Annotated in this window: 12 protein-coding genes; 6 read left to right on the forward strand and 6 right to left on the reverse strand. The window is 36.4% G+C overall.

Features of this window, described 5'->3' with window-relative positions:
• Positions 1 to 89 precede the first annotated feature (89 nt).
• The 4 genes from HS5_RS08330 to HS5_RS08345 all read left to right on the forward strand — a co-directional run bounded on the left by HS5_RS08330 (position 90) and on the right by HS5_RS08345 (position 6,672).
• Positions 90 to 851 (forward strand): ABC transporter ATP-binding protein, encoded by a 762-nt coding sequence (locus HS5_RS08330; RefSeq protein WP_236750881.1) that lies wholly within the window; start codon positions 90 to 92, stop codon positions 849 to 851.
• Between the two features lie 48 nt (positions 852 to 899).
• Complete coding sequence (locus HS5_RS08335) at positions 900 to 1,418, forward strand: PaREP1 family protein (protein WP_236750882.1); 519 nt, start codon at positions 900 to 902, stop codon at positions 1,416 to 1,418.
• Between the two features lie 629 nt (positions 1,419 to 2,047).
• Entirely contained in the window at positions 2,048 to 5,653 is a 3,606-nt protein-coding gene (locus tag HS5_RS08340) for a thermopsin (RefSeq protein ID WP_236750883.1), read from the forward strand.
• A gap of 164 nt (positions 5,654 to 5,817) precedes the next feature.
• Positions 5,818 to 6,672, forward strand: a complete 855-nt coding sequence (locus HS5_RS08345) for an energy-coupling factor transporter transmembrane component T (RefSeq protein WP_256445587.1) — start codon at positions 5,818 to 5,820, stop codon at positions 6,670 to 6,672.
• A 284-nt stretch (positions 6,673 to 6,956) separates the two neighbouring features.
• Here the strand turns inward: HS5_RS08345 and HS5_RS08350 are convergent, their stop codons facing one another.
• Together HS5_RS08350 and HS5_RS08355 are read right to left on the reverse strand one after the other, a co-directional pair.
• Positions 6,957 to 7,793: a DUF4352 domain-containing protein gene (locus HS5_RS08350; protein ID WP_236750885.1), complete on the reverse strand. Its 837-nt coding sequence runs from the start codon at positions 7,791 to 7,793 to the stop codon at positions 6,957 to 6,959.
• Between the two features lie 115 nt (positions 7,794 to 7,908).
• Positions 7,909 to 8,277, reverse strand: coding sequence for a hypothetical protein (locus tag HS5_RS08355; protein ID WP_236750886.1), 369 nt, complete (start codon positions 8,275 to 8,277; stop codon positions 7,909 to 7,911).
• 114 nt (positions 8,278 to 8,391) lie between these two features.
• On the opposite strand from HS5_RS08355, the gene HS5_RS08360 reads away from it, so the two are divergent.
• Together HS5_RS08360 and HS5_RS08365 are read left to right on the forward strand one after the other, a co-directional pair.
• Positions 8,392 to 8,946: a winged helix-turn-helix transcriptional regulator gene (locus HS5_RS08360; protein ID WP_236750888.1), complete on the forward strand. Its 555-nt coding sequence runs from the start codon at positions 8,392 to 8,394 to the stop codon at positions 8,944 to 8,946.
• Positions 8,947 to 8,984: 38 nt separating this feature from the next.
• Positions 8,985 to 10,115 (forward strand): hypothetical protein, encoded by a 1,131-nt coding sequence (locus HS5_RS08365; RefSeq protein ID WP_236750890.1) that lies wholly within the window; start codon positions 8,985 to 8,987, stop codon positions 10,113 to 10,115.
• An 11-nt stretch (positions 10,116 to 10,126) separates the two neighbouring features.
• Here the strand turns inward: HS5_RS08365 and HS5_RS08370 are convergent, their stop codons facing one another.
• From HS5_RS08370 to HS5_RS08385, 4 genes are all read right to left on the reverse strand, one after another.
• Positions 10,127 to 10,513: a hypothetical protein gene (locus HS5_RS08370; protein ID WP_236750892.1), complete on the reverse strand. Its 387-nt coding sequence runs from the start codon at positions 10,511 to 10,513 to the stop codon at positions 10,127 to 10,129.
• Complete coding sequence (locus tag HS5_RS08375; protein WP_236750894.1) at positions 10,510 to 11,769, reverse strand: hypothetical protein; 1,260 nt, start codon at positions 11,767 to 11,769, stop codon at positions 10,510 to 10,512. Before HS5_RS08375 ends, HS5_RS08370 begins: the two co-directional genes overlap by 4 nt.
• A 290-nt stretch (positions 11,770 to 12,059) precedes the next feature.
• A complete protein-coding gene (locus HS5_RS08380; protein WP_236750896.1) occupies positions 12,060 to 12,587 on the reverse strand; it encodes a PaREP1 family protein in 528 nt (175 codons plus the stop codon).
• Positions 12,588 to 12,695: 108 nt separating this feature from the next.
• On the reverse strand, positions 12,696 to 13,166 hold the full coding sequence (locus HS5_RS08385) for a peroxiredoxin (protein ID WP_236750898.1): 471 nt from the start codon (positions 13,164 to 13,166) through the stop codon (positions 12,696 to 12,698).
• Between the last annotated feature and the right edge of the window lie 396 nt (positions 13,167 to 13,562).

Genomic DNA, 13,562 nt, shown 5'->3' on the forward strand with positions numbered 1-13,562 from the left:
AAAATATATCCTTATACTGCGTTTAAAATTTTTAAGAATACAGTTGTCTACTGAACATTTTTATTATTAAACTGGAAAAGTAGGTAGGAGTGTTGCAGGCAATTAATGTATCAAAGAAGTACCATAAGGAATACGTGCTTAAAGACGTTAGCCTAGAGGTTAACCTTGGGGAAAGGCTTGGAATAATAGGTCTCCACGACACAGGGAAAACAGTATTAACTAGGTTACTTGCAGGGTTGGAGAGACCTTCTTCTGGAAAAATACTTCTTGACGGGAATAAACTGGACAGAAAGAAGATAGCTTACGTCCCTCAAGCTCCACTCTTTGACCCTCTCTTAAAAGCTAAGGAAATAATGAGGTATGTGGGTAATGAGAGTTACCTAGATCTGGTTAACGTCGATAGGGAAAAGAAGGTGAAGGATATGTCCTTAGGAGAGAAGAAGAGGTTAGCTTTAGCACTTTGCCTTCCTTTTTCTCCCGATTACTTACTAATAGACGATATAGGAGAGGATGGGGAGTTTTTCCTCAATTTTATAAAAGGCTTTAAGGGGGGAGTAATAATTACTTATCATAACCTTAGGGACGTTTGGGAGACCGTGGACAAGGTAGTAATCCTATCTAAAGGTAAGGTAACTTATAAAGGGGACAAGGAAGGGCTTAGGTTTAAGGTAATCAGGACGAGGCAGTTATCCATAACCCTTAACCAATACGTGATAAAAGAAGGAGAATACATGGAGGTCTTTGAGAGGATTAACGATAATTCTGTTGAAGATGAATTAAAGAGGCTTGGAGTTAATTATGATGTTGAGGAAGTTCCGCCTGACGAGGTATTTTTGCGCTTTTACGCTTAAACGTTTTAGAGATCTGGCGTACTTGTTGCAGGTAGAGCTTATTAAAGCATGCAAGATAATAATAGCCTAATGGAAGATGGTACTGTACCTCAAGTCAAAGATCTGCAGAGTTACATTAATTTTAAGCTTGAGGAGGCGATTGTGGAGCTTAACCTTGCAATAGAACTATTGAAAAGAGGTTACAGCAGGAATGCCTCACAAAAGGCATTTATGGCGTGGAAGTCGTTACTCAGCGTCTTGGTTTCAACTAATTTAGATAAAATGCCTAGAGATGAGAAAGAAAAGGAGTGGTATTATAAGACCGGTTTCCTTGCTCCTACTAACGGACTTAATGGAATAGCTAGGAGGTTAGAAGAATTAGGTTATAAGGATGTAGTAGGAATAAATTCTTTAGCACTAAAGTTACACAGATATGCTTATAACGGCAGAGGAGCCAGCGATTACGCTGACAGAGAAGACGCGATAGAAGATTTGAAGATCTTAATAAGAAAACTTGCTGAAGTACTGACAGCTCTAGGCAAGGATAAGGAGGTTAAAGAAGTTTTAGCTAGGCTTAACGAGTTATAACACATAAAAGGGTATTCTTAGCTTTATTGAATACTTCGATTTTTATCAAAATTACAAAACTTACTTTTAATTCAACGCCTAATTTAGAATCAATGAGCTTAACACCTAAAAATTGAAGTAAGACGATTCAAGTTTACATTACTAATTGAAATAATAGAGAATTGTAAGAAAGAGAGGTATTCAATTAAATTTAGCAGCTATTCCATTTTAACGCGCCTTAAAGATTTCATTAAACCTAATGCACTCCCTAAACGAACCTGGAGAGCTCCTCAAGTTAAGGGAGCTGACCAGCTTAGTAGTTTACAGGAATTTCTCTGCATAAATATTTTCATTTTATGATGTGATAAAACAAATCTTGTCCATTATACAATGAAGATGTATTAGGCTTTACAGTAAGCTATTTAATTCCTCTTCTATTATACCTGGTTAGACCTTAAAGCTCAAGGTAATTAGTATATGCAACAACACTATTTAACATATGATTACTATTATTTTACATAGTTAGATGCGTTGTGTACTGTCCTATGTTTACCATTGACCTTCAGTGTCTGACTAAGTAAAAATTACGCTTAAAATCACAAGACCGAATCAGACTACAATGCTTATATATTACCCTTCAATTATCTCATATGGATAGACTGTTCCTCGTTCTGTTAACCTTTATACTATTACTCGGTATAATACCACCTAATCACACACAAGACAATATTCATACTCCTTTAATGTTTCCTCCTGCAAAAGGAAATATAACCTTAGCAAATAGATACTGCCCTACCGGTGTTAATATTTATGCTATTTATTCTCACGAACCGGCTCCAATGGGAATAGCAGATTACGGAATAGGTCCTAATGGACCTTTCATAAGGGAGACCACACAGTTTCTGGGCAAGGTTTACCTAGACAGTTTAAATGCACACAGTAGTCTTAACAACAATTGTGTAGGTTTTCAGTTAAACGTAGTACTTAATTACGAATATGGTGGAAGCACTTACGCTCTTTGGGTTCAAGATGTAGCTTCTTTTAACACTTCAAGTCACGTAATTATATTTATAGATAATATATGGAATTTAACTTCCTATAACGCAAACGTTACTTGCGTTAATGGAAACGGTAAAATATATGTCCATAAGTTCTACGCAGACGTTGCATATGGTTACCCCGGAAGTCCAGAAGTACTTAACCTTCCTACAAGTTTTTGCATGCTAGTTAACGTATCTACTAACTGTAAAGGTCAGCCCGTAATTTACTTCTGGTATAATGATGGCTATGGATGGGTTAATTACGATACGGTTACCGTCGAAAATGTTCACAATGCGAAAGACGTTTACTTCTTGATTGATGGTTATCGCTATACTGGGTCTGGGAATTTTTATGATGCTGAACTAGACGTGACCGGACCGGGAGGAGGTTCTTGTGCTTATATTCTGTCTTCAAATGTAGGATTAAGCTTAGAGTACTGGAACGGACATAATTTCCAAGAAGTTAGAAATGCTTATAACTTCGGTTCAGACACTGCAGAAACTTCAAACAACGTAATAGCTTCTGCCTACTATTTCATATTTGGCGGTACACTGATAAGTGAGTTAAAAACAGGTCAAGGGAGTCTTGGTAACTTATGGGACCAGAACAGTGTTTCAACTTTAACCATAAATACTAATATAAATTGTGGACACTTATTAGTATATAATTCCTCTTATGCTTACTCCTCTTATTACTACAGTTTTTCAATTCCGTTTTATGGCGGTAAGGCAGTATTAACTCTCGTGCCTATGTGCTACGCAATATTAGTTTACAATAACCAGAGCAGGTTAATGGGAGAAGCACACTATCACACCTATTACGGTTGTTCAAGTATAGGAGTTACTCAATTCAGTACTATTCCTTCACTCAACTGTGTTAAGGTCTCTCAAGGTAGTTCAACTACAGTAGGCATAACTGTTGATGCATACGGTTCGGTAAATATAAGTATCTCTGCACCTCCATGCATTTCCTACAACATTCAAAGTCCAATCTTCGTTAAGGGAAGTACTGTAGATTACTTGACACTTTCCGTTAGCCCTAATGCCCAGCCCGGAGAGTATACCGTAACAGTTAATGCATCACTATTTCCAGGGTTCTATAAAGTATCTTACATAACTGTTATAATAGGCAAACCTTTGTACCCCGTTTCCTTCTCTTATTCTGTTGTAGGCAATCCTTTACCCGTACTTCCTCAAGTTACTCTGTACTTTCCTAATGGAACTAGTGAGACATTATCGATGGTTAGTCCAATGGCACTTAAGTTACCGGTAGGGACGACTTATGATATTCAGAGTACTATATACAGTGGTACTAATATAAGGTGGACTACTGATAACTTGACTTCTGGTACAGTAAACTCTGCCGAATCGATAAATATAGTGTACTACGAGCAAGTGCTAGTTACTTTTGAACTAGATGTGCAAGGAGGCCAGGGATATGGCGAGCCGGAAATTACGTACTACTATTTTGGACATGAAACTACTACGCCACCTGGGACAGTATGGGTAGACTATAGTTCACCTTACTCTTATCCGGAATTACTGTCTGGATCAAATTGTCATGAAAGGTGGATAAGCTACTCTTACACTGGAATGGTTACTTCGCCTACAACGATAGATGTATACTATTATAACCAGTATTACGTTAATGTAGTATCGCAAATACCAGTTTACGCACTAATTAACGGAAAAAACATAACACTAAGCTCTGGCTGGTACGACCAAGGCTGTAATATAACAGTAGAGAATATTACATACTACACGTCTCAAGGAGAAAGGTACATAATAGTATCAATATCCCCGTCAGAATCATTTACAGTAGACTCTCCAATTAATTTAGACATTATAACTGCAGAGCAGTTCTACTTAAACGTCAACTCTCCTATCCCACTTTATGCAATAATCGACGGTACTAATACTACACTAACTACGGGTTGGTATAGCACCGGAATAAAAATAGACGTGGAGAATATTACATTTTATCCAATACAAGGAGAAAGATATGTAATAACTCAGATATTGCCTTCAAGCTTAGTACTAAATGGTCCTTCAACTATTTCAGTAAGTGTATTATTACAGTTCTATATACATGTAAACTCTACGATATCTGTGTACGCTCTTATAAATGGCACAAATACTACATTAACTTCAGAGTGGTATAACGCAGGGACATCTATTACAGTGGAGAATATAACTTATTACCTATCACAAGGAGAGAGATATGTAATTACATCTATTTACCCTCAATCATTTACATTAAAATCACCAACTGAAGTTAATGTAAAGGTCATTAAGCAGTTTTACGTGAACGTAGTATCGCAAATACCAGTTTACGCACTAATTAACGGAAAAAACATAACACTGGAGACAGGATGGTATAATGCTAGCTCTAGTATAATAATAGAGAATATTACATACTACACGTCTCAAGGAGAAAGGTACATAATAACTCAAATCTCACCCTCGACTTTCATGTTGACAAGCCCATCGACTGTAATAATTAAGGCTCTACAACAGTTTTACGTTAATGTAAGCTCGGTAATACCCATGTATGCACTAATTAATGGAAGTAATACTACCTTGATGTCAGGATGGTATAATGCAGAAACTACAATTAAAGTGGAGAATATTACATACTACCCATCACAGGGAGAAAGATATGTGATAATATCAATATCCTCGCCCTCTCTACTAGTTAAGTCTCCTACCACTGTAAGAGTATTTACCATTCTCCAGTACTTTGTCAAAGTAGACTCCCCGATACCGGTTAAGGCGTACATTAACGGTAGTTTACTTAGCATTAACTCTTCGTGGATTAACAAGGGAACTAAAATAGTGGTAAAGAATTGTACTTACTATGTAAGCTCTGACGAAAGGTGTGTAGTAGTTAATGTAACTCCTCAAGTAACGACTTTGGCGAAACCCATTACAATTAACGTTGAGACTCAGAAGCAGTATTTGGTAACAATAAACGGCATCTCTGTCTGGTATAATAAGGGATCTACTCTAATTCTCAATGCTTCGATACCCTTCTACGAGGTTGGTAAATTTAAAGGAACATATAACGTACCAGTGGGCTCTGTAATAGTAGTAAATCAACCTATCCAAGAGACCTTAGTTGAAACTCCTAATTACATAGTTCTAGGAAGCATTACTGCTGCAGTAGTAGTTATAGTAGCTGCATCTATTTTAATCATGCTAAAGAGAAGGAAATAATTTTTATTAACATTATGTAGTAATTTGTATCTCTCTATATTATACTTGGTTGTAGCTTAAAGTGCGACAGTGCCTCTTGACACAAATGTCTTCCGTAATTTAGTAGGAAATCTTGCCTTTTAAAATCTCAGAAAGTATCTCCTTTTTATATACTTTTCAAAGTCCTGGGATTTAAGGGATTTGAGAGATTAACCACTTACGTTGAAGGTAATACTCCTTACCATAAGCTTAACCCTTTAACTAAACTCGTAGTGGCCTTCATTGTAACTGTAATTTCTGCAATCTCAATATGGTGGGTCGGTCTAATTATAGGAATGTCTTCCCTTTTCTTCTACTACTCCCTTAAGAGGGTTAAGTTAATACTCTCCTTCTCATCACTCCAAATGGTAGTCTCAGTCCTCAACTACTCCTTTTTTGTTTCTCCTACAATTTTAGAGGAGATATTCGGGAATAATTTGACTGTAATATGGAAGTTTCCTTCGTATTTCATATACATGGGCGTGGTTCCTTGCTTGACGTTACAGGCAATAATTTATTCCTTTCAAGTCAGCATGAGGATATGGTCTCTTTTCATGTTCTCTGGGTTAATTTTCCTCGCTACTACACCTTCGCAGATTATTAGGTCTTTTCATAAGCTCAAAGTTCCCATGCCCATAACCTTTGCAGTTACTGTAGCGTTAGTCTCCTTACCTAGGATATTCGATAGCGCTGATACTATAATGAAACTTCAGCTCATGAAGGGGATAGGTTATAAAAAGAGGATAAAGTTTCCTTATACTCTGAGGGCATTAATGGAATCCGTTGTGCCTCTCTTCATTTACGAATTTAAGAAGGCTAAAACTGTGAGCGTTTCAGCTGAGACTAGGGCTTTCATGGCTTATAAGACAAGAACCTATATTGAGGACGTTATATTCTCGACAATAGATAAGAGCGTAATAGCGTTAATGATGATACTACTTGTAGTTGATATTTATTTCGTTAGCATTGGCTTGATACCTTCAATTCCTTTTCACCCTTGATTTTATGGTTTGACTCTGAGAGTAGTAATAAGAGTTTCTTATGTTCATCGTCTTTGCTCATCCTTAGATGTTTAACTAGACCGTCATAAGTTACTTTCTTACCGCATACCGGACATTCATTTACGGTCTTTTTTAAGTGTATTAATAGGTCCCTCTTTGACTTGAATTCTTTACCACATTCGGGTATAGGACATTTGTTCATTGCTCTTTTTAGAAGCCTATACCCTAGAATAAATAGGAAGAAAACTAGTTAAAAAGTTTTCTTTTATACTTAAACCTCTAGCTTATGTACATTCGACACAGACATATATATACACTGATTTAAAGTAACCTCCGTCAGCAGGGTACTTTATACTTACAGTGAAACAGTAGCATTGTCCTGGCGATAATTCCTTTCCTACAGCTCCTCCACAGCTTACTACGGTAAAACAGCTAGGAGAGACCTTAACTGCAGTTATCTTCACTGGAGGACCAAAATAATCTTCTGCAGTAACTTTTATAGTATAATTCTGTATTTCCCCTCCATACGTAAAGATATTTGCAGGTAATGTAGGATGTGTTATCAAGGATGTTGCGATACTATCATTATTTGTACAAGCGTACACGTCACCTATTGCTATTATGTATTTGTTTGGAGAAGGTAATGAAGTGCATACAAGCACGTTGCCCGTCAGCGTTTTATACTCTATCTTTTCTGGAGTAGCAGATGTTGGTATTTCAAATGCTATACAACCGCTTATATGGTCACCTTTTTGCAGTGTAGCTTCTGACAAATAGTTGGGTGTCCCTTCGAAGAGTGAAGTAAAACAAGCTTCATACTCTCCTTCATTAGTTATTATATAGAAATCGCTGGGCTTTACAGTAAACGATGAACTACCTTCATAATTAAAAGTGAAGTTTACTATAACGAACGTTTTACCGCTTTCACCGTCATATTCACTTAACGCATGTCCGTTTATGACGTTTATAATTGATAGCTCATATGGAGACGGTGGTGTAGTTGAAGAAGGTGTTGTAGTAGTTGTAGAAGGTGTAGTACTAGTCGGTTTATATAATACTGCTATAGCTGCAATTACTACAATTACCGCTACCACTACCCCTATGATTACTACTTTATTCATATTGATCAACTTATTTTATACTGATAATATTAATAAGTTTTATTTTTTACACTTTCAATAAAAAGAGAAAAAAGATTTTACTGACCATCTTAAAAAAGATATATCTTTTTCACTTTTACTTGTAAGTCATTGCACCTACTGCGCCAGCTATTGAAAGGATTATTCCTATAACTAAGCCACCTAAAGTATTTATTGCACCGAGTAGAGCTACGACGATGATTAAAATTCCTCCTATTTGCCTCATTTTCCTATTCTGGGATCTTAACATACCAACGGATAAGGCAATAATTATTATTCCTATTACAAATCCGAAAGCTAGCAGAAAATTTGCATCACTTGCACCTTCCTTCGCAAGACTTTGACTGTTAGCGAGTCCTGCACCGAAGCCGTAAAGTGCTGCAATCGCATATGCAGCAACAATTCCTCCTATGATGTACATTGCACCTCCTATTGCTCCTAAGATTGCTGAAGTTGAAGGTTTCATATTTTCTATTCTGAATTTGTAGACAAAAATATCATTGCTGAAATTAATAAGGAAAACATTTCAGATTTGTCTGAAACGTAATGGTTATAAATGTTCTTCTATTTTCTTTTAATTATGATTGTAGCAAACGTGAGTAAGACTGAAGAGGCAGTAGTGAGGAATATAAATACTGAGGAAGAATTCGTACTTGTCTCGTTAGATGAATCCCTGCCTTTGAAGTTCTCTAAGTCATTGCTCGGAATATTAGGTATTAATGCAATGAATTTGATCTTAAAGTCTGACTTAGTTCAAGATGCTGTGGAGTTTATTAAGGCAATAAAAGTTCAGGGAGAAATAACATTAGCTTTAAATGCGGAAGAGTACCAATTCCTGAAAATCCTTTATGCAATAAGCGTTATGAACGTCGAAGCAAAGTTCCTATATAACGGAAAGGAAGTCGGAAAATTTTCCGACCTTAAGGGGATTAAAGTGACAAGAGATGAAATACAGATACTTAAGTATGTATCTGCGGGTATTACAATATCTAAGCTTGCCAAAGTTTTTAATACTTCTTTAACTACAGCGTGGAGAAAAGTCAATGAGCTGGAGGCCAAGGGTTTAATAGAGAAAAAGGAAAAGGAAATAAGGCTAACTACTAAGGGTGAAATAATTATGAGGATTTCAGCTTAAGCATAAAGACATTTTAATTAAGCAGATTATTTATTAATGTGTACAAAATAGCGATTTATGGAAGTCTGGAAATAGAAAAGATACCTACATTTAGAATTAATTCCATTGAAGACTTTGACATAGGTGATGTACTGGTAATACATTCCAACGATATTAAGGTAGATAACCCGGAAAGTTTGGAGAAATTCCTCGTTTCATTATCTCAGGGAAAGATAGTGATCTGGGTGGGAATACCTTTCCATAAGGTTTACGTAAAGGACTTATACAATGCCAGGAAGGTAGCAGATATCCTAACAAGGTACATCCCTAAATTAATTATAGATGACGTTTACGTCGGGTATGAAAGTAATAAGGGGTATTTCGTCAACTTAGAGTATAAAAAGCCGAAGTCTATTGTAACATGCGAGGAAATATCAACTTCAAATCTGGCAGGAATAGTCCAAGGAAATAGAGCCGAAGACCCAATACCGCTTTCATCGGAAATAATACCTTATAATATTTGTAGATCTAATGATGGGCTCTTCACCACGTCATATTCTATCATAATAGGAAAAGGGCAGATACTTAGGCCATATAGTAGGCTTGAGGATAATGAATTTTTTCTGCAAGAATTAATAATAAGGATTGCAGAAATTAACAAAACGTCCAGGGTTAGGGTTTCCTCCAATATAAATGATTATTCTATTCATTTGGCAAAAGCTTATGCCCTGTATGAAATGGGATTTGCAGGTTCGGCAGCAGTAGAGCTGAGAAAGTTAGCAGAGTCCGTGTCAAAGGATATTTTAACGCTTTGCTGTAGCGGTCTTGGTAATTTAGGGAATTCAAGACTAAGAAAGACTTGCAAGATGCTAGAGAGCGGGAAGACTAACGTTGCAGGGGAATTTGCGGATATATTAAGTAACCCAGAAAACGTAATATCGTTACTTATGAACACAAATGACTTCGTTCCTTCCCTGGAGGAGTGCAGGACTACTCTCGAGAGGCTTAATACTAATAGGAATAAAGTAGAACTAATTAGGAATTATATTGAACTGGCAAAGAACACAGGTAATTTAGGGGCTCACACTGAAGACCTTACTCCTGGGGACGTGGAGCCGTCGTTAATAACAATGCAAAAATTACTCACAATCCTTGAAGAAATAAACACGCCCAAGGCTGATACTAAATGAAGCCCAAACCCCTAACGCAGGAACTCCTTAATTCTCTCCAACATCACGTCTGCGTTCCTGGCCTTCTCTAATTTAATTTCCTTGCCGTCTTTTAAGATAACTATTACATCTTTATATAATGCATTTCTGCTAGAGACCTTTATTTCTTTAATTTCACTTATAGGTATCTTCTTACTTCCAACTCTAAGATATTTAGAGTTTATCGAGTATGAAGCAATCACGACAACTGTTACACTAGCCATTACTAAAATTATTGAGATAATAAAGAGTATTGCTCCAAAAATTTCAACTACAATAATATTATAACCATATCCAACTCCCATGAGTACAAAACTTGAGATAAAGACCACAGCTGATACTATAAATAATATATCATTGCGGAAGTTCCTTATCCTCATTTCAGATAATTTCTCATAACCCAAGATAATAAAAGTAGTGAATATGAAAGATAAGCTCCGTTCTTCTCTTCCTCCAAGTAAAGCTTACCTACGGTAGCGTTAGTTATTACGTTCCTCCAGTGGTTGTAAGCCCCTTCGTCGTCTGTCAAGATTAAAGTATCCCTCAGCAAAAGTGGGTCTATCATAGACATTATTGCGTCACAGAAGAAAGTCTGAGTTGGGATTATTCCGAACCTAGATAGAATCTCCTGAGTCTCTATCCAGGCTAAGTCTTCAACAGCCCTCTCGACCTTTGTCGACCTTCTCCTTTTAATGCTAGCCCTATTATTTGAGACCTCAACGTAAGCACAGTAAGGTAAAAGTAAGTTTAAGTCTGGGTAAAGTGCTATACCGTTGTATATTAAGTTTGTGTCAACTATAATCCCCCTGAACTTCTTGCTAAGTTCTCTAATGTTATACTTTTCGTCGTCTAACATCACGCCAATTGAATAAAGTCCAAGTTCTCCCGCTAAAGACCTCACTGTACCTTCTTTTGTATTTGAGTCCTTGAACTCCTTTAAAAAGTCGAGGAAAGTAACACTCTTTCCATCGCTGGTTAAACTGACTAAGTTCCAGTTCTTGTCTGCACGTAAATTTAAAATACAGTCTTTCCCTTCCGTGTTTACCTTTCCTTCCCTTGTTAAGCAAAGCTCTACGTCTTCATCCTCTAGGTAGTTCTTGTCGTCCGCAATATTATAATCCAATGATTCTCTGGCAATGATCTTGCTCAACTCCCTATTCTTGAGCCACTTATCTATTGCTTGTTTGGCTAAGTTGTAGTCAAATACTTTTCTCACCTCTTTTTTACCTCCTGCAATTTTTAAAATAAAGCGGGGGACGTAAGGGTAATAGAGCCCCAACCAAGGCCCGAAGGGGAACGAAATATGGAGAATCCTATTTCCTAACTTCGTAGCTCTCGACACGAACTTTATTATGTAGATTACCGAAGAAGCTGAAGGAACAAGGATTCCTCCATCGTTTAAATATTTATCTATCTCATCATATGAGATGTCCGGAGTGATCTCTTCGTAATTTATTGTGATTTTAAAGCCTATATCTTGTAAGAAATTAATTATATCCCTTAAGTAGTTGTTTGCGAATTTTGGGACTAGGAGTAATACTTCGTCAACTTCGAAACTTTCGCTAACCCTTAGGATCGAAGTTACTGCAGTTTCAAACACTAACAGTGAGGAACCAATTGGTAAAACTACCTTCATATACACTAATACAAGGCTTACTGATAAATATTTTGATAAGCAAGTTTACGCTGAGATGCTAAGAAGGCGGGCTAGTTTGCGTATTATCTGAGTGCATAGGAGAGATCGAAGTAGTAAATTAGGTAAGACTTTAGTAAAACCAATTTCCTCATATCAAAGTATATAAATACTATATACGAATGCAAAAATCTTCATCTCTAAAAATTATTACATTGCTTTGGAAATTTGGACTATTATTGTACTTCATCAATGTTTCCTTTCTATAAGGGTTCAAAATCCGTGGAATCTTTTCATTTACTACCGTCTACTATTTCATTAATTAGCTCGTCTATCTTTTCTGAAATTTCCTTAACCTCATACTTTGGGAAATAAGTGCATATCACCTTTTTAGTCTCCCTCACGACGATAATCAAATCCGTAAGCACGTCTTCTTTTTTACTGTATTTACTGAAGTCTGGTTCGAAACCGTTATATTGATAGTCGTGGAGATCTAATGCAAAGTTCACAAGGTTTACAATATCGATCCCTATTTTCCTTAACATTTGTGCTAAAGCGTACATACTGTGAGTAGGTACAATATGAGCCTTTTTCTTAATCCATTCCTTCTCTTTGTCGTCTTTAGTTAGATCTAGAAGCTTATCCTCATTAGTTACTATGAGTGCACTCATCAAAGCTTTGACTGCACTAAACGCTTTCCCGGCAGAATTCCTAGTATAACCCTCTTTCCACAGAGTAAGGGAAAGGAGGAGGTCTGACAAACTCTCAATTACTCTAGCTTCAACATAATCCTCTCCAACCTTATAAAGATCCTTCTCCATAATTATTCATTTGTAGTCTCGCTTAAATCAATTACTCTAGAGCACGAAACTATTCTTTATATTGCATACTAATCTACCATTAGAAAAGTGGAAAGAAAAAGAATAAAGTTATTTATTTAAAGTTTCCACGACTTTCCCTATCTCGTCGTAAGGTGGCTCCTTTGTAGGATCGTCTGAAACCCACTTATATTTAATAACTCCATCCTTATCTATTACGAAGACAGACCTTTTCGCTAATATATATCCTGCAAGCGAAGGGAACTCCCAATACACTCCGTACTTCTTTACTATCTCCCTATTGTAGTCGCTTAATACTGTAAAGTTAAGCTTGTTCTGTTCCTTAAATGCCTTATTACTAAACGGTGGGTCCACACTTATTCCTAAAACTGCTGCATCCATCTTGTTGAAGTTCGCCATAGAGTCTCTGAAAGTGCACATTTCCTTTGTACACACTGCTGTAAAGGCTGCCGGGTAAAAAGCTAAAACTACTACCTTACCTTTGAGGTCTGACAGCTTTACTTTCTTTAAGTCTGTGTCCACTGCCTCGAAGTCAGGTGCCTTTTCACCAATTTCTGGCATAATAATAATGATGCTTTGGAGAATTTAAATAAAGTTTCAAAAAATGCTTAAACAAACTTCTATCTAAAAATTAGGAAATATATTTTATTTAATTTTTGAAAGCTAGTTTATCAGCTTAACGAGCAAATGAAGGAAGTTCTCCTAGCAGTTTAGGAAACATTACCGTAAAAATTATATGATGCTCTTTCATTAGATAATAAATGCTTACTTATAATCTTACGGTTTTCTATAGAAATTTTTCAGATATAATAGACCTTCTATTATATATTTTTAATGACGACTACGGTTCTCCTTACTAAGAGAACAGTTTTGTATTCGAGGGTAATCATTTTGAGACTAGAAAATTACCTTGTAAAATTTAAAATTTAGGAAATCAAGCTATTTTAGGGGATTCTC

The sequence above is a fragment of the Acidianus sp. HS-5 genome (genome assembly GCF_021655615.1).
Lineage (GTDB): Archaea > Thermoproteota > Thermoprotei_A > Sulfolobales > Sulfolobaceae > Acidianus.

Bases quoted from the DNA above. Each gene is read 5' to 3' on its own strand.
- HS5_RS08335 (WP_236750882.1), top strand. From the start codon at position 900: ATGCAAGATAATAATAGCCTAATGGAAGATGGTACTGTACCTCAAGTC.
- HS5_RS08375 (WP_236750894.1), bottom strand. From the start codon at position 11,769: ATGAAGGTAGTTTTACCAATTGGTTCCTCACTGTTAGTGTTTGAAACT.
- HS5_RS08360 (WP_236750888.1), top strand. From the start codon at position 8,392: ATGATTGTAGCAAACGTGAGTAAGACTGAAGAGGCAGTAGTGAGGAAT.
- HS5_RS08340 (WP_236750883.1), top strand. From the start codon at position 2,048: ATGGATAGACTGTTCCTCGTTCTGTTAACCTTTATACTATTACTCGGT.
- HS5_RS08380 (WP_236750896.1), bottom strand. From the start codon at position 12,587: ATGGAGAAGGATCTTTATAAGGTTGGAGAGGATTATGTTGAAGCTAGA.
- HS5_RS08350 (WP_236750885.1), bottom strand. From the start codon at position 7,793: ATGAATAAAGTAGTAATCATAGGGGTAGTGGTAGCGGTAATTGTAGTA.
- HS5_RS08385 (WP_236750898.1), bottom strand. From the start codon at position 13,166: ATGCCAGAAATTGGTGAAAAGGCACCTGACTTCGAGGCAGTGGACACA.
- HS5_RS08355 (WP_236750886.1), bottom strand. From the start codon at position 8,277: ATGAAACCTTCAACTTCAGCAATCTTAGGAGCAATAGGAGGTGCAATG.
- HS5_RS08370 (WP_236750892.1), bottom strand. From the start codon at position 10,513: ATGAGGATAAGGAACTTCCGCAATGATATATTATTTATAGTATCAGCT.